Raw genomic sequence first — 23,497 nt, forward strand, 5'->3', positions numbered from 1 at the left:
TGATTTTTAACACGCATTAACTCCAAATTTGTTCATTTTGGAGATTAAATATCCAATTATTACAGATTTTAAAACTGAAACTACTGGAAATCAACAACATTAGGCCACGCAGCTAAGCAAAAATGAAAAACCCTCGAGAAATTATGGTTCTCAAGGGTTTTACTATTCAGATCACTAATCAATTATCCTTTCTTGCTCTCATTTACAGCATGATGTGCTGCTCTGGCTGCAAATGCCATATAAGTCAGTGTAGGATTCTGAGTAGAAGTAGAAGTCATTGAAGCACCGTCGGTCACGTAAACATTAGGTACAGCATGAAGCTGATGGTTTCCGTTGAGCATGGAAGTTTTTGGGTCCTTACCCATTCTCACTCCCCCCATTTCGTGAATATCCAAGCCTGGAACTCTGTGATCATCACGAACAGAGATGTCTGTGAAACCCGACTTTTCAAACATTTCTGAAATTTGCTCCTGATAATCAATTATCATTTTCTCATCATTATCATCGTAATCCACATTGAATTTCAAAGTAGGAAGACCATATGGATCAAGAATTTCTGTATCCAATGCTATAAAATTGGATTCTTTGGGAATGGTCTCTCCCATCATATGTGAACCTACTCTCCAAGGGCCATCAGGTGGAGTTGGGTTCAGCATATTATTTTTCAGCTCCATTCCTACTCTTGCATCAGCCACATAGCCTCCACCCCGATATGCACTAAACCCACCAGCATATCCACGAAGGAAGTCAGTTTCCTGCTTTTTCACATTTCTGAACCTTGGGATATAGCCGCTGGTAGGACGACCACCACTAGTAGTATATTCCATGAATCCATCATAGGATGCACTCACCCCAGCTCTATAATTATGGAAGGCAAAAAACTTACCCAAAACTCCACTGTCATTTCCTAGTCCATTAGGAAATCTAGTGGAAGTGGAATTCATCAAAATAGCATTGGAATTGATCGCAGCAGCGTTAATGAAGATCACATCAGCATAAAATTCTTCCACTTCTTTGGTGTGTGCATCTATTACTCTTACGCCAGTTGCTTTGCCTTTTTCATCATCATAGATTACTGAGTGAACTACCGAGTCCGGTCTTAGCGTCACGTTTCCGCTTTTCAAAGCCCACGGAATGGTGGATGAATTACTACTGAAATATCCTCCAAAAGGACATCCGCGCTGACAAAGGTTTCTGTTTTGGCAAGATGCACGGCCTTGTGCAGAAAATTCTGGTCTTGGCTCATGAATGTGCGCACAGCGGGAAGAAATCATATGTCGATCACCACCGTAAGTTTCTTTAAGCTTTTGGGCAAAATGCTTCTCCACGATATTCAGATCATACGCTGGCAAGAACTCACCGTCTGGAAGTACATCCAAGCCATCAAGATTGCCAGAAACACCTGCAAATTTCTCTACATGACTGTACCAAGGAGCTATGTCTTTATAGCGAATCGGCCAGTCAACAGCAAATCCATCTCTAGCCGGCCCTTCGAAATCATAGTCTGACCAGCGCTGAACCTGTCTTGCCCAAAGCAAAGATTTGCCGCCTACCTGATAGCCTCTGATCCAGTCAAATGGTTTTTCTTGAATATAAGGTTGTTCAGCATCTTTGGCGAAAAAATGCTCAGAATCCTCTCCAAATGCATAGCACTTGGCAACAATAGGATTTTCGTCGAGAACTTTCTGCGGGAGTTTACCTCTATGTTTGAATTCATATGGGAGCATATTGGTGGTAGGATAATCCTTGATATGCTCCACGTTTCTTCCTCTTTCCAGTAAAAGTGTTTTCACTCCTAAGTCACCAAATTCCTTGGCTGCCCATCCACCACTGGCTCCAGACCCTACGATAATGGCTTGATATGTTCGTTCTTGTTTGTTTCTGATATTCAGATTAGCCATTGATTCTAGGTTTTTGGGATTCTGAGATTAAGGCTGAGCCATTGTATGGGCTAGGAATGAGTGAGTAAGGAATAATTTCTGTCTGAATGTACTCTGAGGCCATATAGCCTTGCATGGTAAGTCGCTTAGTTGTATTCAAGAAATAGGAGACTGCTTTATCATTTTCCCCTTCAGGATTTTCTTCAGGCTTAAGGTCTATACCTGCTTGGATCAAGTCCTCTTTTTCTCTAGTACTGAGCTGGTCAAACTTTTTCCCTACTGTGTTTTTGGCAAAATCTGGGAAAGCCGCGAGGCCAGTGCTGAAAAGGGCCTGATTTTCTGTATTCATGCAATCATTTACCATCACGAGGATGAAGTCAGGAACCTCCAATTCTAACGCTCCTTTGAGTTCGCCAGCTGGAATAATGGTATCGGATATTTCTCCTAAAAGGTGCTTTTGCGAAGCACTAACCTTGAGATTTTTATATGCGGCCAGGATATCGTCGGAACTGAAATCACATGAAGGAATTAGGGCAAGTCCTCCAGATATCAGCGCGAGATGCCTAAGAGCGATTCGTCTGTTCATAAGATTTAAGAGTATTGGGTTGTATGGATCAAGTGCTTAATGTAGCCAAATTGAAATGTATTCGCCATCTAATTAATGTTACTGGTATGTGATCTTTTTCTATGACCACTCTTTTCCTACTTCGTTATAACCCCGATCTCCGCAATTGTGGCGGGGTTGTCATCAGCAGTTTTTACTGCTTTCAAGCGAATAAACTTTGCCTGTACTTCATTAAAGCGGATAGTTTGCTCAATTGGACTATTGACTATATTCGAGAATTCTCCAGAGGAAACTTTCGTCCAGGATTTTCCATCAGGACTGACTTCAAATTCATAATTGGTAATAAACCCACTTGGATAGCGTGCCTGCATCGGTAAATAGGTAAAACCTTTGAGCGATACTGTCTCTCCCAAATCAACGATAAGGTTATTATCCTCACTGGCAAAATAGGATCCGGCATTTTCGTCAATTGCCTTGATGGACTGGTCAATACTTCCAGCCCATTTCGCTTTGGATAGATCAACGTCAGTTCTGAGAGCCTCACTTTTCTCTCCTGACATAGGATCTATAGAAATAGCCAGCAAGGTACTCGCTTCACCAACTTGGAAAGGTTCTTCATATTTTTCGCTTTCGTCTGTTGGCTCTGACCCGTCTAATGAATAATAAACTTCCAATCCTTCATCTGGAGAGCTCAATGTCACTTCTCCCGTCCTAGCTCTAGAATAACTTGGAGGTAGCAAAAGCTTCGGGGCATTGTAAATTCCCAATGTGGAAATGATTGGAATATCCTTTCCATCTGTGAATTGAACACGGATAGTACTCGCTGTCACCTCCGGAAATCGAAGAACCCTTTTATATCCCACAGTCGTTCCTTCAGCTATTTTCTCCCAATTTCCGTCTACTTCCTTTTCCAAAACAAAGGACTTTACGCGCTGTCCAAGTGGGGTGTATTCTTGAAGCATTAGCCGATTGAAGGTGACATCTTTGCCAAACCTTATTGTGATTTGTGCTTGTTTTACGCCATCTGAAGTGGTCCAATATGTTTCATAATCTTCATCCAGCACGTTTTTTACTTCATAGCCTTTCCCACGTTCTTCATTCGCGCTTGCTTCTGCCTGAGAAGCCAAGTTTACCGCAAAATCTTCTTTCACTTTGGCGGCAAGCTTCATGATAGCATCCACATCATTTTCATGGATCAGACCTCTAGTGTCCACTGGAAAATTGATCAGCAAAGAGGTATTTCTGCCTATACTATTGTAATAAATATCTACCAAATCGGGAAGGCTTCTGACTTTGTGATCTTCATAGGTATGGTAATACCACCCCGGACGTATAGAAACATTCGTTTCGGCCGGCACCCAGTGCGTACCGGATTCTTGTCCGGAAGCGTATTTTTCAGGATAATCAGGCATTCCTGCATAGACGGAATCACGCATCAAATTGGCCCAGTTTGTTTCAAAAGCCTCACCTCCTTCATTCCCAACCCATCTTATATCTGGGCCACCATCACTGAACATGACAGCGTTTGGCTGCAATTCACGCACAAGTTTGTAGGTATTCGGCCAGTCATAATAAGTTAATTTATCTACTTTTCGAACTTCATTGGCACCGCCATAATAGCCATCTCCGCCATTGGCACCATCAAACCAGACTTCGAAAATATCCCCATAATTGGAAAGCAATTCCGTCAGCTGATTCCTCATATAAGTGATGTATTCTGGCTTACCATAGTCTGGATGATTTCTATCCCAGGGCGAATAATATATCCCGAATTTCAACCCGTATTCCTTGCATGCTTCAGCCAATTCTTTGATTAGATCGCCTTTTCCATCCTTCCAAGGGCTGTTTTTGATAGAATGCTCTGTGTAAGCCGAAGGCCAAAGGACAAAGCCGTCATGATGCTTAGCGGTGATGATCAATCCTTTCATACCAGCTTCAGCAGCTACTTGTGCCCATTGTCTGGGTTGAAGGTCAGTCGGGTTGAACATTTCGGGTTTCTCATCTCCAAAACCCCACTCTCTATCAGAGAATGTATTCATATTGAAATGTATAAATCCGTAATATTCCAATTCTTGCCATGCGATCTGCTTTGCGTCTGGAATTGGAAGTACGGGACTCGGTGGGACCACTTTTTCTTGACAGAAAGTAAGTATCAATAAAAGGGCTGGCCAAAGTATTTTTTTCATAATGGAGGTTTAAGCCCGAATACTACCAATTTTGGATGGAATTCAAAAATAGAAAGTGATTTGACAAACTTAAGGTTAACCTTTGGTGTATTCATTTTACCAAATCTACCCGGAAGCCATTAACTTGCCATTATGAACAGAATTTTTACATTGATATTTCTACTGATTTCCTGCTTGTGCCAGGCTCAGATCCAGATCAAAGTAGTAGATGCTAAAACACAAAATCCCTTGGAGAATGTGCGAATTCGACCCGGAACTGGCAAATCCCAAATCACTAATACATCAGGAATTCTAGCATTTTCAGGTACGGAAAATCAGAATTTTACATTTTTCAAATCGGGGTATGAAGCTTTCTCTGGAACATTCGGAGAAGGGGAGCACATAGTACAATTAATCGAAAAACCACTTATTCTATCCGAAGTCACTGTTACAGCATTCGAATCAGAGCGATCACTTCTGGAGCAATCTGCTGCTATAGCGGTGGTGTCAGAACAAGACTTCAATCGGTTCAATGAAACTTCCATTGTCAACTCATTCAATACTAAGCCAGGGATTCGTATTGAAGAACGTGCTCCAGCTAGCTACAGAATTTCCATTCGAGGCAGTTCCCTCCGAGCTCCATTTGGTGTTCGAAATGTGAAGGTCTATTGGAATGAAGTTCCTTTCACTTCACCTGATGGCACGACTGCGCTAAACCTCCTAGATCTCTCTAATATCCGAAATGCCGAAGTAATTAAAGGACCTTCGGGAAGTATCTATGGAGCAGGTAATGGTGGCGTAGTGAATCTCTATAGTCCAGCAAATCCAATGGGAGGAAGAGTATCAGCTGATTTTATGGTGGGGGATTATGGCTTGTCACGTTATAGATTGGGGATTTCTCAGCAAGTGGGAAATGGCGGATTTGAGGCTTCTTATGTAAGTCAAAAAGCAGATGGGTATAGGGAGCATTCAGCAATGGATAGACAGGTTTTTCAATTGGGAGGATTTTTCTCTGTTTCAGAAAAGCAGGAAATCCGAACCCAACTATTGATCTCTGATCTGGATTACCAGATTCCTGGAGCACTCAATCCTGATCAATTGGCGGAAGATCCTACTCAAGCCAGACCTGGATCAGTAAACCAAAACAGTTCTATATCCCAACAATCTGTCTTCGCTTCTATTGGGCATTTGTATAGCTTCTCATCGAAGCTCAAGAATTCCACAACCCTATACCTGAATACCAATGATTTTGAAAATCCATTTATTTTGGATTACAAAAAGGAATTGGGCTTTGGATTTGGAGGAAGGACAAAATTCACTTTTGATGGGAAATTGGCAGGAAAAGACCTAAGAATAATTGCCGGAGGAGAATACCAGACCAGCTTTACGGATGCACAGAACTTTGGAAATGTCAATGGCGTAGCTGATACGGTACGATTTGCTGATAAATTGCGAGCCAGCCAAGGATTTTTGTTTCAGCAAGCAGAATGGAATTTGACAGAGAACTTTCTCGTGACTTTCGCACTCAGTGAGAATTTCAGCAGCTTGGAAATAGACAGACAAATTGATGCTTCGGGAGGATCAACTGGACTTCAGGAAAGAAAATTCGATCCAATAGTAGTTCCGCGTTTTGCGCTGAATTATCAGTTCAGCGATTATTCTGGTGTTTATGGGAGTATCAGCAGTGGATTTTCTCCTCCGACCATCGATGAAGTACGTACGAATGAGGGGAGCCTGAACCTTGACTTGGAAGCTGAAAAGGGAGTAAATTATGAAGTGGGTTATAGATTGGGGAAAAATAAACTGAATCTGGATTTGACTGCATTTTATTTCAAACTGGATCAAACGATAACAACGTATACCAATTCTCAAGGAGTAGTATTATTCAGAAACGCTGGATCTACAGATCAAAAAGGAATTGAGGCAGCGATTGATTATGCGTTGATCCGAAATGAAATCGGCTTTGTAAATGATTTAAAAATCGGAACGGCATTCACTGGGCACTATTTTAAATTCAAAGATTACCAGAGAGCCGATAATGATTATTCGGGAAATGACCTGACAGGCGTTTCTCCAAACACGCTAGTTACCCGTGTTGACCTTCGGACTTCACCAGGATTCTATATGAATTTCACCCACCAATACGTGGATGAAATCCCACTCAATGACGCGAATACTGTTTATCAAGATGCTTATAATCTCGTAAATATGAGATTTGGATGGGCGAGAAGCTTCGCAGGGAAGTGGGAATTAGAAGCCTTTGCTGGCGCTGACAATTTACTCAATGAAAGCTACTCACTTGGCAACGACCTCAATCCATTTGGCGGAAGATATTATCAACCTGCACCGACAAGGAATTGGTACGGAGGAGTGAAAGTGGCGCTTTTGTATTAGAAGTAAGTATCAAGTATCAAGACATTAGATTATAGACGCAAGAGCCGAGAATCAAGATTGGCGCTGCTCATAGAATAAATTTGGCGCAAGTCTGAAGACTTTGAACAGCTCTCTTCCTACTCTATCCCGTCCAGCTCACTTAATTCTAGCCAAGTCATTTCCAATTCTTCCAACTCCGCATCGATTTCTCCCATACGGTTGGATTGCTTGATCAATTCCTCATGATCATCTGTTCCCGCTGATATTTTTTCTGTAATGGCTGATTTTTCCATTTCCAGTTTAGCTATAGCAGCATTCACTTCCTTGAATTCGTTCTTTTGCTTAAAACTGGCTTTTACCTTTGCAGGAGCCGAAACTTTCGCTTCAGCTTCTTTATTCTTGCTACTTGCTACTTGTGTCTTTTCTTCTTGGCTCTTGGCTCTAGATTCTTGGCTCTTTTCTGTCTCACGAAACTCAGAATAATTCCCAGGGAAATCACTGATTTCGCCTTCTCCCTCGAAGACAAACAAGTGCTCCACCAATCGATCCATAAAATACCTATCGTGGGAAACGATGATCAAACAACCAGGGAAAGTGTCCAAAAAATCCTCCAGCGTGTTCAGCGTCATCAAATCCAAATCATTGGTAGGCTCATCGAGAATCAGGAAGTTTGGATTCTTGATCAAAACCATCAATAGCTGAAGTCTTCTTCGCTCTCCACCACTGAGTTTGGCGATTGGCGTATGTTGTTGTTTAGGAGGAAAGCCAAATTGTGTCAAAAACTGAGAAACAGTGATGGTAGCACCTCCGGCGATAGTCACCACTTCGGCCACTTCCTTTACAATATCCAACAGCCGTTTTTCCTCATCAAAACTTCCTTCTTCCTGCTTGTAATAGCCAAAAGCGGTAGTCTGCCCGATGGCAACCTTTCCAGAATCAGGTGCCATCTGTCCAGTGATCATATTCAGGAAAGTAGTCTTTCCGGCACCATTTGGCCCAATTATTCCTATTCTATCTTTCTTCTTGAACGTATAGGAGAAATCATTTATAATGGTTTTGTCGCCAAAAGCCTTATTAATTTTTTCTATTTCAATGATTTTATTTCCAAGCCGCTGAGTAGTTACAGTCAATTGAATATCACGCTCTTCACGCTTCTGAGAGGCTTTTTCTTTGGTGTCTTCGAAAGCATCCACACGGTATTTTGCCTTGGTGCTTCTTGCTTTAGGCTGACGTCGGATCCAGTCCAGTTCCTTTTTGTAGAGGCTTTTGGCTTTTTCGAGTTCTATATCCTCGATTTCCATGCGCTCTTCTTTTTTATCCAGGAAGTAGCCATAGTTTCCTAAGTAGCGATGTACTTTTCCCTGATCGAGTTCAAGGATTTCATTGGTAACTTTTTCTAAGAAGTACCTATCGTGAGTCACCATGAAAAGTGCAAGATTGGCTTTTGCCAAATAGTCTTCCAGCCATTCGATGGTTTCTAAGTCCAAGTGGTTAGTAGGTTCATCAAGTAGTAACAAGTCAGGTTTTTCCAAGATGGCTTTCGCCAAAGCTACTCGCTTACGCTGCCCTCCAGAAAGTGTTCCAACAGGAAGATCGGTATCATGAAGGCCTAGTTTTCCCAATACTTCCTTCACCTGATATTCAAAATCCCAAGCTTGAAATGCATCCATTTTCTCAAACAGCACCGACATTTTATCAGAATTATCAATGCCGCGCTCTGCTTCCAGCATGGCTTTATGATAATCTTCAATCACGTTGAGCACTTCAGAATTACTTTGGTCGAAGATGGTCTGGTAAATACTCATTGTACCTTCAAAAACCGGGTTTTGATGCACATAAGCTACTTTTATCTGCTGGTTCGTCCCCACTTGACCTGTGTCAGGAATCTCCAAGCCCATGATGATTTTCATCAACGTGGACTTACCTGCTCCATTGATGCCTACGAGGGCGATTTTCTGACCTTGGGAAATGCCAAAAGATATATTGGAAAAAAGCTTGCGCTCACCGAACGCTTTACTGAGATTTTCGACCGAAAGGTAATTCATGCCGCAAAAGTAAGGAAAAGGAAGGCAAGAATTGTTTAATCTCTTGCAAGTTAATCGGGGGCTTTACTCTATTAGATTAAAAATAAGTGTTTACTGCGAACTCAGCTTGTTCAATAAATAGACTTTTCATTGCTGTAATATTGGTTTGCTCATAGAAAACCAGCATTGCCTTTTTATAGTCTAGTGGATCTACAGTCCGAAAAGAAAGGGGGCAATAATTTTCTCCAATCAAAATCCCGTTGGATAGGATTCGAGAAGTTCTCTTATTTCCGTCAGCAAAAGGCTGAATGTAGGAGATTAGAATTAAGCATAAAAACGCCTTTTCATAAATTGAGGTCTTGGTGTTTACAAGATTACAAGTCTTTTCCAATGCTTCTCTTATCTCAAATTCATTGTCAAGAGGATTATAATTAGTACCCGTGATCCCCACTCTCCTTCTTCGGATGTTCCTATTGATCCCCAATTCCTTTACTAATAGGCTATGCAATTCTTCAATAAGTTTTAATGATAAAGTTGCTCCATATTCAGGCTGTTCCACGAGAAAATCAATTGCTTCTTTATGATTAAGTAGCATGACCGCTTCATCTTTGGTTTTTCCTTCAGCAGTCTTTTTTTCTTTCAGCAGCTGTTCCGTTTCTAAAAGGGAGTACGTATTCCCTTCTATTTGGGAGGATTTCCAGCTTAGATCTATGGCTAGTCTTTCCATCTCTTTTTGAATTTCTAATGAAGTCAATTCCAGTGTCTTATTTTTGAATTTCGAGTGAAGATTAGAAAGGCGGTTTTGCTCTTCATCTGTGAAAAGTGCTGTTCGGCTTAAGTTGTCAAAAACCTCAAAGTCAAATCTTCCTTTTATCCTTCTTTCATCCTGTTCTTTTAAGAAATATAAATCCAACTTCAATGGAAATAGGATTTCCAACTTTGGAGAGGGAGAATAAGTAGTAGCTTTTCCTTTTCCAATTGGTATAATCCAATCTTCTTTGACCAAATCAGCAACAAGCCGTTTGAACGTGGATTCACTTACCTTTATTCCAGAATTGTTCACGATTTGAGCCCGTGAAACCTGTTTACTTTCTTGGATAAAATCCAATACGAGTTGATGATTCTTTTTCATTAATTATAGATTCGGCTCAAAATATACAAAAATACGGCTCAAATACTAGTGTTATTGAGCCGTATTTACTAGAAATTTGAACATTTTTGAGCCGAATCACTCTACAGTAACTGAATGAATTACAGACCCTCAATTACCACTTCTATGTTCCTGATTCTAAAATCTTGGTTCTCTTGTTTTGATACTTTTCTCTAGCTACTTGCTACTCTGAAAAGTCTTACCTTTGTGCTATGGAAGCAATTCAGAAAAAAGACATCCGTAAGCTATCTCTGGAGCAGTTAGAAGAATTCTTTTTGGCTCATGGGGAAAAGAAATTCCGCGCCAAACAGGTGTATGAATGGCTGTGGAATAAGTCTCTGAAAAACTTTGATGATATGAGCAACATCTCGCTGAGTACGCGGGAAATGCTCAAAACGCATTTTGAAATCAATCATATTCTGGTGGATCTCATGCAGCATTCTACAGATGGGACGATCAAGAATGCGGTGAAACTTTTTGATAACAAGATTGTAGAATCAGTCCTGATACCCACGACTAAGCGGATTACAGCCTGTGTTTCTTCACAGGTTGGTTGCAGCCTGGATTGTAATTTCTGCGCCACGGCACGGCTGAAGCGCATGCGAAACCTGAACCCAGACGAAATTTACGATCAGGTGGTGGCGATCAAAGATGAAGCGGAAACGTACTTCCAGCGTCCATTGACCAATATTGTGTTTATGGGAATGGGCGAACCTTTGCTGAACTATGCCAATGTGCTGGAAGCGATTGATAAAATCACATCGCCCGAAGGACTGGGAATGGCACCGCGAAGGATCACTGTGTCTACCGTTGGAGTGACAAAAATGATCCGCAAACTAGCCGATGATGAAGTTCGATTCAATTTGGCCGTATCGCTTCACTCTGCGATCAACGAAACCCGCTCACGGTTGATGCCTATCAACGACAGCAATCCAGTGGAGGAATTAGGAGAGTCCTTGAAGTATTGGTACGAAAAGACCAAGCGCAAAGTCACCTACGAATATGTGATCTGGGATGGGATCAATGACGACGAAAGACATGCTCGGGCTTTGGCAAAATTCTGTAAAATCATCCCGTCCAAAGTAAATCTGATCCAATACAATCCAATCGACGAGGGAGAATTCCGTCAGGCAAAGCAGGAAGCAGTGGACATGTATGTTCGGATATTGGAGTCACAGGGAATCATCGCCAAAGTAAGAAAATCCCGTGGGCAGGATATCGATGCTGCCTGTGGACAGTTGGCTAATAAAAATGAAGTGGCTGAGTTGAACACCGTGTAGAATTTGCTTTCTTCACTAAAGCCAACTAATTTCTTGTCGAATATTAACCATCTCAGTTTATGAATAAGGCTTTACTTATTTTTTGTGCAGTTTTCATGATCTCATTTGCCTCATTTGCGCAGTCACAAGAGCAAGGGAATGTGCGGCTCCATGGTTATGGGACTTATGGGTTACGTTACCAAAACCTTGGAACAGGAGCAGGAATCGAATATTTCTTTGCAGACAAATTCGCCCTTATGCCGAGTTTCACTTTTGTTTTTCCCCAAGTAGGAAATGAGAGTAATTTCAGTGCAGACCTTCGGTATTATGTATCTGAAGGGCCATCGCAGTTATATTTTATGGGAGGATATAGCCAGACTTGGCAGGATACCCAGCCCGATGGGGCTGGTATTAAATGGAATCAGAAAGGGGCTAATATAGGAGTTGGAGCGTATATAGGGCTAACAGAATTTATAGGGTTGAGTACAGAATTCCGCTTTCAAAGCCCCCATCCTAGAGAAGTTGGGTTTAGGGTAGGATTAGCGATTCCATTGTAGAAAAAAGTAATAAGTATCAGGTAGCAAGTATCAAGACATTAGAGTCAAGATCCTAGACAAAAAGAGAAGTTGCCGCAGTCTTAAGTCTTGTGTCTAACTACCTGATACTTTTATTACTTTTTCGAAAACTCAAACAACTTCCGCTTCTCTTCCTTATTTAGCGCTTCGTAGCCCCGGTCAGCTATTTTATCCAGTATCTTGTCGATTTCCTCTTGGGTAGCCTCAGTGGAATTAGCAGTAGTAGGAGTTGATTTAGAGGATTTATTGAAAGAAGAGAATCCGCCTCCGCTAGTGGTTTTTGCTTTACGGTAAGAGACTTTTACATTACTTTTTCTTCCGGAGAAAAGATCCTCAAAGAAGATTCCGACTTTCTGTACAGGTAGCCCCCAATCGTTTCCTTTGCGAAGCTGAATGATGTAAAGATAGCCTAGCAATGCTCCACCAAGGTGCGCAAGTTCTCCACCTGCATTTGCTCCTGCCGAATTGGCAAAGGAAAGGATCACATAGAAAATCGCTATGTATTTGATCTTCACAGGTCCGAGTAAAATCAGGAAAAAAGTAGTGTTTGGGCTCAGCGTAGCTGCACCGACTACAATCGCAAAGACTCCCGCGCTCGCTCCCAGCATCAGAGAACTATCAACAGACTGGCTGAAATAAGGAGCCAAATTATATATCAATACATAAAAAAGTGCTCCCGCCAATCCACCAAGAATATAGAGGTTGGCAAGTTTTCGGCTTCCGAGAAACTGATGAATCAGCTGCCCAAACCAGAAAAGGAAAAGCATATTGAAAAGAATGTGAAAGATTCCCTCATGCAAAAACATGTAGGTGAAGATACTCCATGGCTGGACAGCTAGCTTAGGAAGAGACGCTGGCATCATTAGATAGGACAGAGCTGTGGAATACAAGTCTCCCAACCCTCCGATGGTCATAAATACCCGAAAAATAAGCACTACGAAAAACACCAAAATATTAATGGCAATCAGCTTGTAAAGGCTGTTGTCGCTATGTTTAAAAGCGTTCCGAAGATTGTCCCAAAAGTTACCGTGCATAATTAATAAAAGCTGTTTCTGTCTTTTTTCCAGAAGTAAACCAAAACACCGCCAATCACCAATCCGCTGAGGTGGGCAAAGTGTGCTACGTTATCCAGCGGGTTATTCACAAATACGTTATATATCGTGTAAAGGCTGTAGAAAAGCACCATATATTTTGCCTTGATAGGCATCGGCGGAAAGAGTAAAAATAATTGTGTGTTGGGGAAAAGCATCGCAAATGCGATCAAAACCCCAAAAAGAGCTCCTGAGGCACCGACCATGGGAATATTTGCTTGTGCCTCCAGAATGGCGTTCAAGGTTTGGGAAGCTTGGCTGATTTTATTAGGGTCATCAGGATTGCGACTATAATCGTCAACAAAATCGAATACTGTCCGCTTGAAAAATCCACGATTTTCCAAAACTAACTTATTAAATGAATCTGGATCAGGATTGTTTTGAAACATAGCCACTTTTTCCTCCAGATTGTTCATTCGGTATGCAGAATATCCAGAATAAAGAACTCCCGATCCTATACCACACACCATCCAAAGGATCAGTAATTTTTTTGGTCCCAAAAACTGCTCTAGCAAAGGGCCGAAAATCAGCAATCCGAACATGTTGCCGAACAAATGCCAGAAATCCGCATGCATAAACATGTAGGTCAGAAACTGGAAAGGCTTAAAATAAGGACTATGGATGTAGTAAAGTGCAAACCACTGATTCAGTTGGGGAAAGATAAACTGAGATACGATAAGTAGCCCGATGTTGATAATAAGTAGATTTTGAACTACCGGTGTAATATTTCTAAACATGCTATTTGCCGAAGAAAGAATGAATACTGCTTAAATCTAATTTCACGAATGTTTTGTTCCCTCCCAATCCATAATTTGGATTTTGACAGGCAAAGAGCTGCCCGACCAGAGTTTCCATTTCTTGTGAATTCAGTTTTTGTCCTTTTTTCAAAGACGATTTTCGCGCCAAAGATCGCGCTAAATTTTCTCTGGTATCGAGCGAAAGCTCACTTTTGAAATGCTTGTATTGTTCGAGAAGCCCTTCGAAGAGCTCCTTTTCATTTTTAACGGGGATATCTGCTGGGACTCCTTGAATGAGCACCGTATCTTTACCAAACTCTGAAACCATAAATCCTAAACTGTGTAGCTCAGGCATAATATCCATCACCAATGCATAATCAGATGGACCGAGATTGATGGTGGGTGGAAACAGACATTGCTGTGACGTGCCTTGAGCAAGTTTCAGCTGGCGCAAATAGCGTTCGTATAGAACCCGCTCATGCGCAGTCTGCTGATCGATGATGAGAAATCCTGTAGACATCTGAGCTACCACATAGCTAAGCTCCACCTGAAAAGTAGTTCCAGTTGATTCTGTTTCACTTGGTTTGGGAATGAATTCGGTAGTATCATCCGGCTTTGCCCTACTTTCAAATGTTAAAACTTCTGTTTCTTTTTCGGATTGGGGAGATCGATCGATGTCTCTAGTTGGTTGTTGTGTCCCTTCAAATAGTTTTTCCCAGCCAGAAGTGCTGGCTTGTTTGAATTCTGGGGTATTGAATGATTTGTAGCTATATTCTCGATCCACCTGTGCTTTTTTCTCTGGATCCTTATCCCACTTTTCATTGAAATTCACATCGAGGCTAAAATCAAGAGAAGGAACTACATGATGCGCTCCCAAAGCCTGCTTTACAGCTGACCGAATCACCGCATAGATCGTGCGTTCATCGTCAAACTTGATCTCAGTTTTGGTTGGATGGACATTGATATCGATATGGGATGGATCTATTTCTAGGAAAAGCACATAAAATGGATGCTGATCAGGTTGCAATAATCCCTCGAAAGCTGAGCTTACTGCGTGATTCAGGTAGCTGCTTTTGATGTAACGATTGTTGACAAAGAAGAACTGCTCCCCTCGGGTTTTCTTAGCATTTTCAGGTTTCCCTATGTAGCCCTTCACATTCACATGCGGCGTCAGTTCCTCACAAGGCACGAGTTGACCTTGGTAGTTTTTCCCAAAAATTCCTACAATTCTTTGGCTGAGTTTGCCAGGAGAAAGGCTGTAAACTTCCAGATCTTGCTGAAATAAAGAAAACCCAATTTCAGAATACGAAAGTGCTACCCGCTGAAATTCATCCACAATGTGGCGCATTTCTACAGGATTTGATTTCAGGAAATTTCTTCGGGCAGGGACATTGTAAAAGAGGTTTTTCATGGAAACAGATGTTCCTACATTCCCTGCGAAAGGTTCTTGTTTTTTCACTTCGGAGCCTTCGATTTGTATCAGAGTTCCGAGTTCAGCTTCGGCTTGCCGGGTTTTCAGTTCTACCTGAGCCACCGCAGCTATGGATGCCAGAGCTTCCCCGCGAAATCCGAACGTTCTGATGGAAAAAAGATCTGCTGAACTTCTGATTTTGGATGTGGCATGTCGCTCAAAACTCATACGAGCATCAGTAGCAGACATACCTTTTCCATTGTCTATTACTTGTATAAGGTGTTTTCCGGATTCTTTTACCACCACTTGTACTTGGGTAGCGCCAGCGTCCACCGCATTTTCAAGTAGTTCCTTGAGTGCGGATGCTGGTCTTTGAACTACTTCTCCTGCTGCGATTTGATTAGCTATCGCATCGGGAAGGAGTTGGATGACATCACTCATATTTTTTCTTGGGTTTTAACCTGAAGAAAAAATAGATCGAAGCTCCAAGTGCAATCACATATGCCATGTATTCAAATATCACTGGACCTAAATAGACATAGCCGAAAATAGACCCAAGGAGTAATAGAAAAATGAAGGTTCGGATCATGGCTGTGGAGGCAAACATGTTAACCCCACCTCGATCTTTTATCCCCTTATGCTGCGCAAAAGAACCACGGATACCAGCGCCGTAAGAACCAAAGTCACGTGCAGTCCCATCACTTTTGTCCAAAAGTCCCTGAGCTTCCAATTCCTTTTTGATTTGGGAGGTTCTTTGTTCGATCTCCTCCTTTACAGGATCATAATATCTAGGCTTGATATCAAATCTCATTGGGGCGGCTGTACGAAAGACGGATGGGAATTTCATGTGTTTATAATTTTATTTTTAATGGGCACCCCGATAAGTCGGGGCAGGCTATGGAATCTCGCATGGGGAATAATCATCTCTCTGTGTGTCGCTTTAGACATGCTCGATTTCATGACGTTGTAATTTAAAATATAACTTTCACGTTAAGTAAAAGCATACTGGGAGAATAAGTTCCGGCATATTGACCTGATATCAAATTTATGACCTTTTTAACCTGATTTAGGGCAATATGTTACCTTATCTTTGAGTAACTTCAATTTATAAGTTCCAAATTCCGTACTTAGGAGTATCCCCGGAACTTGGTAGGTTTGCAAAAGCTAAAGAGAATCGAATCGGTCGGATACAAATTTATTTAGAAAGTTAAGGATTAAAAATTTACTCACATATGAGCAGTAAGCTTTGGAGAGTTTTCGCAGTTGGTATTATAGCGCTTACTTTTTCCTCCGGGAAACTTGATGAATCATTAATGGTAGCGGATCCTCTGTCTACCGCTGACCCGATGGTGCAGATCAACTGGGTGGATTCAGTCTTTAACAGTATGACTTTTGATGAGCGTTTGGGGCAGCTTTTTATGGTGGCCGCTTACTCGAATAAAAATCAATCTCATGTAGATGAAATCAGCAATCTTATAAAAACAGAGAATCTTGGAGGTCTGATTTTTTTTCAGGGAGGACCTGATCGACAGGCTCGCTTGACGAATTACTACCAAGCTCAATCCAAAACGCCACTTTTTATCGCCATGGATGCTGAATGGGGCATAAGTATGCGCTTAGATTCTGTTCCGGATTTTCCTAAGGCAATGACTTTGGGAGCGGTACAAAACCCAGATTTGGTGTATGCTATGGGGAAAGAAATTGCGCGACAGTTTAAGGAGCTAGGCATGCATATCAATTTCGCACCTGTGGTAGATGTGAATTCCAATCCTGAAAACCCGGTGATTGGCTATAGAGCCTTTGGGGGAGATAGAGATGTGGTGACCAGGCGTGCTGTTTCGTATATGAAAGGACTTCAGGAGAATGGAGTGATCGCTAACGCCAAGCATTTTCCTGGTCATGGCGACACTGAGGCAGATAGCCACTATTCTTTGCCAGTCATCAAGAATCCTGAGCAGCGGATTTGGGACGTGGATTTATATCCTTATCAGGAGCTTTTCAAGGAAAACTTAATGTCTGTGATGGTAGCGCATTTAAATGTGCCCAGTCTAGACGATGCTGGAAATATGGCTACCAGCCTTTCCAAAAAAGTCGTAACGGATTTGCTGCAAAACCGGATGAATTTTCAGGGGTTGATCTTTACGGACGCGCTTAATATGAAAGGTGTTGCCATAGCAAATGCACCGGGAGAAGTGGATTTGAAAGCCTTATTGGCAGGGAATGATGTGTTACTTTATTCTCAAGATGTATCAAAAGCCAAAATGCTAATCAAAGCAGCAGTGGCAGATGAGAGAATCTCGGAGGATGAGATTGATCGAAGAGTTAAAAAAATCCTAAAGGCGAAGTACTGGGCTGGATTGAATCATTATAAGCCTATCAACACATTCGGATTGGTAGAACGATTAGCTACACCGGAGACAGATGCAATCATCGAGAGCCTTTATGCAGATGCATTTACGGTAGCAACTAATAAGGACGATTTACTTCCTTTCAAACACTTAGATTTGAATTCATTCGCCAGCTTAAGTATTGGTGATGACGGGAAGGAATTTCAAAAGTATCTGGGCAAATACACTAAGTTTGATCATTTCAGTATTGAAAAGGCTACAAATGAAACTACCCATAACAATACACTGAAAAAGCTGGAAGACTACGATGTGGTAGTAGTGGGTTTGATGGGAGTGACCAATAGCCCAAAACGCAAGTTTGGTATGGCTCCGGGAGATGTGAAATTAATCAAAGACTTGGCAAAACGTCAGAAAGTTGTGACGGTCCTTTTCGGTAATGCCTATGCTTCCGAGCAACTACAAGGTCTAGGAAATGTCGTTTTTGCCTACGAAAATAATGAAGTCACTCAGGAGCTAGCACCACAGATTTTATTTGGGGCAAGAGCCGCAAAAGGCATCCTACCAGTGACTGTTAATGGGCAATTTTCTCATGGAGTAGGTGGATATCTTGCTCCTAGTGATCGACTTTCATATGGTACACCGGAGAGTGTTGGCCTGGACGGAAAAATATTGGATAAAATCGATGCTGTAGCCGAAAAAGCGATTAGGATGCAGGCTACGCCAGGTGCTAATGTGCTGGTAGTGAAAGATGGAAAAGTGGTTTTTGAAAGGTCTTATGGTAAATTGGAATACAAGTCCAGTCCTGCGGTAAATTCCGAAACAGTTTATGATTTAGCCTCAATTACAAAGGTTTTGGCAACTACCCAGGCAGTGATGTTTTTAGAAAGCCGGGGCGAGTTGGACATGAAAAATTCCCTGCAAGATTATTTACCGGAACTCAAAGGGACAAATAAAGGAAGGATGGTACTTAGTGATGTGATGGCGCATGAAGCAGGGCTGGTTGCATTTATTCCATACTATGCTAGGACAGTAGAAGCTGGTCAATGGCGAGGGGATTTTTACAAGCCTGTTTCTTCACTTGGTTTTACCAGACCGGTTTCCAACGATATGTATGGAATGGATGCACTTCGAGATAGTATTTGGAATTGGACAGTAGAATCGAAAGTCACCCCTATTCCAAGAGGAGCTAGTAAGCATAAATATGTATACTCAGATCTTACCATGTATTTGATGCAGGCAGTGGTGGAGCGAATAGTGAATCAGCCGATGGAAAATTTTCTGGATCAGAACTTCTATGCTCCATTGGGGCTAAGTACAATGACGTTCAATCCAGCTTTTAAAATGCCACTTGACAACATAGCTCCAACTGAAAATGACATAACATTCCGAAAAAGATTGGTTCAGGGATATGTTCATGATCCGGGAGCTGCCATGTTTGGTGGAGTGGCTGGTCATGCCGGTCTGTTTGGCAAAGCAAATGATCTCGCTGTGATGATGCAAATGATGCTGAACGAAGGTAGTTATGGTGGAATAAACCTGATTGACCCCGAGACGGTGAAGAAATTCACCAAAAACCAATCCCGTCAAAGCCGCCGTGGCTGGGGCTGGGATAAACCAAATACCGAAGTTGGAAGTGGGGGATCTGCAGGAGATTTGGCTCCTAAATCTACTTTTGGACACACTGGATTCACGGGCACATGTGTATGGGCTGACCCGGATAATAATCTGATTTATGTGTTCCTTTCCAATCGTGTTTATCCAGATGCTACGAATACCAAATTGTTAAAAGAAGGTATACGAACAGAAATCCATGATATTATTTATGAGGCTATGGGCAAGAAATAGGCTTGTTAGAAAGGTAATTTACCCAAATCTACATTACCTCCTGAGAGAATAATCCCGACTTTCTTGCCTCTGAATCTATCTTGATTTGCCAGTAAAGCTGCCAACGGAACAGCGCAAGAAGGTTCTATAACTATTTTCATACGCTCATAAATCAAGCGCATAGCTTCTATTATTTGAGGATCAGTAGCTAGAAGAATATCAGAAACATATTCTTTAATTAACTCGAAGTTCAAAACTCCCAAGGAAGTTAGTAAGCCGTCTGCAATGGTGTTTGGGCCTGGTTGTGGAATGATTTTTCCTGCATGAAAGGACTGGAATGCGTCATCAGCACCTTGTGGTTCTGTACCGATGACCACAATACTGGGGTTTAAGTAATGTGCCGCTAAAGAAGTCCCGCCAAGTAAACCGCCTCCACCCACAGGAGCCAGAATGACATCCAAATCTTCTTGATCCTCGATCAGCTCCAATGCACAAGTAGCTTGTCCCTCTATTACATCCATATTGTCGTAAGGAGGGATAAACGTAGCACCCGTTTTTTTTACGGTTTCTTCCAGGGCAGTTTCTCTGGCTTTTAGGGTTGGTTCACATTCTATGATAATTCCGCCATAACCCTTCACGGCTTTCTTTTTGATTTCAGGAGCATTGGAGGGCATGACGATGTAGGAAGGGATTCCTGCCAGAGTAGCCGCTCTAGCCAATGCTGCTGCATGATTTCCGCTACTGTGCGTTGCTACTCCTTTCGCTTTTTGAGTATCGCTAAGTTTCATTACAGCATTTGCCGCTCCCCGTGCTTTAAATGCTCCCACTTTTTGGAAGTTCTCGCACTTAAAAAATATTTCACACCCTGCATTTTCATTAATTGCTGATGAAGTCATAATAGGAGTTCGGTGAATAAACGGCTGAATACGTTCGTGTGCAGCTTGGATGTCAGCTAGGGCAGGGAAGTCAATTTTCATGGGCTGAAATTAGCTAAATTTGGGTTTGGGAGCTTAAGAATAATAGATGATATTTCTATCTTCCCCGCATGAATTGGAATGAAATTGATTTTTTCCCAGTCATGGGCGAGAACCTGAATTTTGAAAATACGGTCAAGCTGGATTTCAGCGCGGAGAATTCAGACCTGGATGCCTTGGATTTGGGGAATACTGCTTCATTTGATGCATATGTGACTCAGCAAATACGAAACTCAGGAAGTAAATATGGCATCGGTGGTTATTTGGAACACAGGGCAATTTACCGTAGAAGTGCTGTATTTGCGACCGCAGAGGCCGATTTCCGGAATATTCATCTAGGAATAGATATCTGGACGGGGGCAGGGGTGCAAGTATATTCCCCTTTCCTCGGGCGAATTCATAGCTTTCAGGACAATGCAGGATTTGGGAATTATGGTGCGACTATTATTTTGGAACATGAACTCTTTGGAACCAAACTCTATTCGCTCTACGGTCATCTTTTTCTATCCGACCTCGAAAATCTGGAAGTGGGTCAAGAAGTAAGCGCCGGCGATTTACTTGCTCATATAGGGCCATTTCCTGAAAATGGTGATTGGCCACCACACTTACATTTTCAGTTGATGTGGGATTTAATGGGGAATGTAGGTGACTTTCCGGGCGTCTGTTCTAAGCGGGAAGTTGGTGGATATGAGGCTAACTGTCCAGATCCAAACTTAATTTTGCGTAGCGAGGTGATTTATTGATTGGCTAGTGTAATTAATCTCAATCCTTCAAGTGTCAGATTCCTATCGATTTCATCGAAGATTTTTTCAAGAGGTGTCAAAATTTCTGCTAAACCACCTGTCGCAATCACTGTAAATTCCATTGTTATTTCCTGCGAGATAATCTCTATCATGCCCTTGACCAAACTCGTGTATCCATAAAGTACTCCAGCTTGAATCGCATGAATAGTATCTTTTCCAATAGCAGATTTGGGAAGTTTAAGTTCTACATCTGGGAGTTTGGACGTGGTGGTAAATAGCGATTTGATGGCTGTTTTTAATCCGGGAACAATATTCACTCCTATAATCTCGCCGGAAGCATCTACCACAGTAAATGTAAGTGCGGTACCAAAATCAACTACGATCAAGGCTTTGCCATACTTCACATAGCTGGCCATCACATTACACATCAGATCAGTACCGATCTCGTTTGGTTGGAGGCTTTTTATTGGAAGTTTTTGAAAACTAGCCGGGGAAATAAGATAAGGCTCTGTCCCCATATAATTTTCGCAAAATTGGAGAATCTGATCATTTACCTCAGGAACTACAGAGCTGAAACCTATTTGCTTAATATCTCTGGGGCTGATACCATGCTCCAAAAAATACATGGGGACTTTTTTGTGAAGTTGACCGGCGAATTTGGAAGACTGTGTTTCAATCCGAAAGTGATTCTTCCATCTTTCGCTCACTTCGTCGTACAGCGCAAAAACTACATTTGAATTTCCTGCATCTATTGCTAAAAACATTGTTTCTTGGATTTGATTAAATTAGCATTTCCCAAAATTAAACGGTTTTATAAACTTTGAACATGTACACGCTAAGAGAAGGAAAAATCGAGGATCTTCCTCGGGTATTGGAATTGATAAATGAGTTGGCTATCTATGAGAAGGCACCAGAGCAAGTAACGAATACACTTGAGATGATGGAGAAAGACGGATTTGGTGAAAATCCTGTTTTCGGAACATTTCTTTGCGTAAAAGAGGAGACATCCGAAATTGTCGGCCTCGCTATTTATTATTACCGCTACAGTACATGGAAGGGTAGGAGAATTTACTTGGAAGATCTGGTGGTCACCCAATCCGAACGCGGCAATGGTGCAGGAAAGCTGCTTTTTGACCGCATCATGGAGAAATGCCTAGAGGAAAATTGCACTGGAATGATGTGGCAGGTTCTCGATTGGAATGAGGCAGCGATCAATTTTTATAGAAAATATGGAGCAACACTAGAAGCAGGCTGGCTAAACGCGCACTTACAAGATTATGAAATAAAACAGCTGCTTGATTAAGCATAAATGAAATTATTGCAAATGCAATATGAAAAATTTGTATTTGCAATAATTTTGTATAAATTAGTGAGCGTTAAATAAATAGCTATGACACACACTTGGAAAATATCATTTGGTGAGGCGGGAGTTGAGTCCATTCACACAGGCAGTGATTCGTATTATTTTTTTCAAGAGGCTATTTCAATGGTTAGCGAGCCGATGGAGAGTTATGAGGTGGCTGTGTCGTTTCATGATACAGGTGAGCTTTTTGATTTTTTAGATTTTACCCAGCAAGATGTTTCAGAGATGCTCGAGGTGGACCCTAGCACATTATCCCGTTGGCGCAAAGAAGACAGAAAGCTTACAAAGATGCTTACCAAGAGTATTTTGGAAATAGATCAGGTTATTGCCAAAGGTATTCGGATTTTCGGTACAGAAGAATTGCTTTCACAATGGCTTCATACTCAGAATACATCCTTAGGCGATCAAAAGCCGGCAGCTCTATTAAAGAATCCCTATGGAATAGATCGAGTAGATGAGGCGATGGAGGCTATGTCATGGGGATCTATTCTGTAGAGGGTGAGGTACTTTCGACTAATAGAAAATCTTGCGGGTAGAAGTTCTCTTGGATATGGGCTCGGAGCCGGAAGGTGGAATCAACATGGTACACCAATAATCTATGGATGCAGTGTTTCTTCACTTAATTTTCTAGAGCTTCTGAGTATTAAAGGAAGTGTAGTAACACAAAGCAAGTGGAAGCTAGTTGCTCTAGAAATTAATGTGCAAATCCCAGAACTGGATGCTACGCTTTTGCCATCTGATTGGAAAAATAGACCTCATCCCAAATCAACTAAGGAGTTTGGAACAGCTTGGGCAAAGGGCATGATTTCTCCAGTTTTAAAAATTCCCTCCTGCCGAATTCCTCTTAGTAGCTATCCAAGCGAGCACAATTTGCTGATCAATCCGCTCCACCCTGATTTTCAGACTTCAGTAAAACTAGTGGAGGAATGGGATGTGAGCTTTGAGGTGAATTCATAGAATTTAAATTGGGAGATTACAAAATTTGAAAATTCATGTAAAGCAAAAAGACCGGCAT

At 41.8% G+C, this 23,497-nt stretch carries 19 protein-coding genes; 8 read left to right on the plus strand and 11 right to left on the minus strand.

Annotated features, from left to right (window positions below; genetic code table 11):
* Nucleotides 1–182: 182 nt before the first annotated feature.
* From SYJ56_RS05515 to SYJ56_RS05525, 3 genes are all read right to left on the minus strand, one after another.
* Nucleotides 183–1,901, minus strand: coding sequence for a GMC family oxidoreductase (locus SYJ56_RS05515; RefSeq protein ID WP_323832638.1), 1,719 nt, complete (start codon nt 1,899–1,901; stop codon nt 183–185).
* Entirely contained in the window at nt 1,894–2,466 is a 573-nt protein-coding gene (locus SYJ56_RS05520) for a gluconate 2-dehydrogenase subunit 3 family protein (protein ID WP_323832639.1), read from the minus strand. The genes SYJ56_RS05515 and SYJ56_RS05520 overlap by 8 nt, the downstream gene beginning before the upstream one ends.
* 116 nt (nt 2,467–2,582) lie before the next feature.
* Entirely contained in the window at nt 2,583–4,631 is a 2,049-nt protein-coding gene (locus SYJ56_RS05525) for an alpha-L-fucosidase (protein ID WP_323832640.1), read from the minus strand.
* Between the two features lie 132 nt (nt 4,632–4,763).
* Between SYJ56_RS05525 and SYJ56_RS05530 the strand changes: the two genes are divergently transcribed.
* Complete coding sequence (locus SYJ56_RS05530) at nt 4,764–7,004, plus strand: TonB-dependent receptor family protein (protein ID WP_323832641.1); 2,241 nt, start codon at nt 4,764–4,766, stop codon at nt 7,002–7,004.
* Nucleotides 7,005–7,120: 116 nt separating this feature from the next.
* Here the strand turns inward: SYJ56_RS05530 and SYJ56_RS05535 are convergent, their stop codons facing one another.
* Both SYJ56_RS05535 and SYJ56_RS05540 read right to left on the minus strand, forming a co-directional pair.
* Complete coding sequence (locus SYJ56_RS05535) at nt 7,121–9,028, minus strand: ABC-F family ATP-binding cassette domain-containing protein (RefSeq protein ID WP_323832642.1); 1,908 nt, start codon at nt 9,026–9,028, stop codon at nt 7,121–7,123.
* Between the two features lie 76 nt (nt 9,029–9,104).
* Entirely contained in the window at nt 9,105–10,139 is a 1,035-nt protein-coding gene (locus tag SYJ56_RS05540) for a Fic family protein (RefSeq protein WP_323832643.1), read from the minus strand.
* Between the two features lie 230 nt (nt 10,140–10,369).
* On the opposite strand from SYJ56_RS05540, the gene rlmN reads away from it, so the two are divergent.
* Both rlmN and SYJ56_RS05550 read left to right on the plus strand, forming a co-directional pair.
* Nucleotides 10,370–11,437 (plus strand): dual-specificity RNA methyltransferase RlmN, encoded by a 1,068-nt coding sequence (gene rlmN / locus SYJ56_RS05545; RefSeq protein ID WP_323832644.1) that lies wholly within the window; start codon nt 10,370–10,372, stop codon nt 11,435–11,437.
* Between the two features lie 59 nt (nt 11,438–11,496).
* Nucleotides 11,497–11,973, plus strand: coding sequence for a hypothetical protein (locus SYJ56_RS05550; protein WP_323832645.1), 477 nt, complete (start codon nt 11,497–11,499; stop codon nt 11,971–11,973).
* Between the two features lie 113 nt (nt 11,974–12,086).
* On the opposite strand, the gene SYJ56_RS05555 is transcribed toward SYJ56_RS05550, so the two are convergent.
* Genes SYJ56_RS05555 through SYJ56_RS05570 form a run of 4 tightly spaced genes read right to left on the minus strand, consistent with a single transcriptional unit; the run spans nt 12,087 to nt 16,077 of the window.
* On the minus strand, nt 12,087–13,025 hold the full coding sequence (locus SYJ56_RS05555) for a rhomboid family intramembrane serine protease (protein ID WP_323832646.1): 939 nt from the start codon (nt 13,023–13,025) through the stop codon (nt 12,087–12,089).
* 2 nt (nt 13,026–13,027) lie between these two features.
* Nucleotides 13,028–13,819 carry a rhomboid family intramembrane serine protease gene (locus SYJ56_RS05560; RefSeq protein ID WP_323832647.1) on the minus strand — a complete coding sequence of 264 codons (792 nt, stop codon included), beginning with the start codon at nt 13,817–13,819 and terminating at the stop codon, nt 13,028–13,030.
* A 1-nt stretch (nt 13,820) separates the two neighbouring features.
* The gene (mutL, locus tag SYJ56_RS05565; RefSeq protein ID WP_323832648.1) at nt 13,821–15,671 is read right to left on the minus strand and encodes a DNA mismatch repair endonuclease MutL; all 1,851 of its coding nucleotides are present in this window, start codon (nt 15,669–15,671) and stop codon (nt 13,821–13,823) included.
* On the minus strand, nt 15,664–16,077 hold the full coding sequence (locus tag SYJ56_RS05570) for a hypothetical protein (RefSeq protein ID WP_323832649.1): 414 nt from the start codon (nt 16,075–16,077) through the stop codon (nt 15,664–15,666). Before SYJ56_RS05570 ends, mutL begins: the two co-directional genes overlap by 8 nt.
* 385 nt (nt 16,078–16,462) lie before the next feature.
* Here SYJ56_RS05570 and SYJ56_RS05575 point away from each other — a divergent pair, with 385 nt between their 5' ends.
* Entirely contained in the window at nt 16,463–19,423 is a 2,961-nt protein-coding gene (locus SYJ56_RS05575; RefSeq protein ID WP_323832650.1) for a glycoside hydrolase family 3 N-terminal domain-containing protein, read from the plus strand.
* A 5-nt stretch (nt 19,424–19,428) separates the two neighbouring features.
* Here the strand turns inward: SYJ56_RS05575 and SYJ56_RS05580 are convergent, their stop codons facing one another.
* On the minus strand, nt 19,429–20,379 hold the full coding sequence (locus SYJ56_RS05580; RefSeq protein WP_323832651.1) for a pyridoxal-phosphate dependent enzyme: 951 nt from the start codon (nt 20,377–20,379) through the stop codon (nt 19,429–19,431).
* Between the two features lie 68 nt (nt 20,380–20,447).
* Between SYJ56_RS05580 and SYJ56_RS05585 the strand changes: the two genes are divergently transcribed.
* Nucleotides 20,448–21,119, plus strand: coding sequence for a peptidoglycan DD-metalloendopeptidase family protein (locus SYJ56_RS05585; protein WP_323832652.1), 672 nt, complete (start codon nt 20,448–20,450; stop codon nt 21,117–21,119).
* Here the strand turns inward: SYJ56_RS05585 and SYJ56_RS05590 are convergent.
* Entirely contained in the window at nt 21,113–21,883 is a 771-nt protein-coding gene (locus SYJ56_RS05590; RefSeq protein WP_323832653.1) for a type III pantothenate kinase, read from the minus strand. The genes SYJ56_RS05585 and SYJ56_RS05590 overlap by 7 nt on opposite strands.
* Before the next feature lie 62 nt (nt 21,884–21,945).
* Between SYJ56_RS05590 and SYJ56_RS05595 the strand changes: the two genes are divergently transcribed.
* The 3 genes from SYJ56_RS05595 to SYJ56_RS05605 all read left to right on the plus strand — a co-directional run bounded on the left by SYJ56_RS05595 (nt 21,946) and on the right by SYJ56_RS05605 (nt 23,439).
* The gene (locus SYJ56_RS05595; protein ID WP_323832654.1) at nt 21,946–22,422 is read left to right on the plus strand and encodes a GNAT family N-acetyltransferase; all 477 of its coding nucleotides are present in this window, start codon (nt 21,946–21,948) and stop codon (nt 22,420–22,422) included.
* An 87-nt stretch (nt 22,423–22,509) separates the two neighbouring features.
* Nucleotides 22,510–22,977 carry an antitoxin Xre/MbcA/ParS toxin-binding domain-containing protein gene (locus tag SYJ56_RS05600; protein ID WP_323832655.1) on the plus strand — a complete coding sequence of 156 codons (468 nt, stop codon included), beginning with the start codon at nt 22,510–22,512 and terminating at the stop codon, nt 22,975–22,977.
* Between the two features lie 3 nt (nt 22,978–22,980).
* Entirely contained in the window at nt 22,981–23,439 is a 459-nt protein-coding gene (locus SYJ56_RS05605) for an RES family NAD+ phosphorylase (protein ID WP_323832656.1), read from the plus strand.
* Nucleotides 23,440–23,497: the final 58 nt, after the last annotated feature.

The organism is Algoriphagus aurantiacus (assembly GCF_035156405.1).
GTDB classification, from domain to species: domain Bacteria; phylum Bacteroidota; class Bacteroidia; order Cytophagales; family Cyclobacteriaceae; genus Algoriphagus; species Algoriphagus aurantiacus.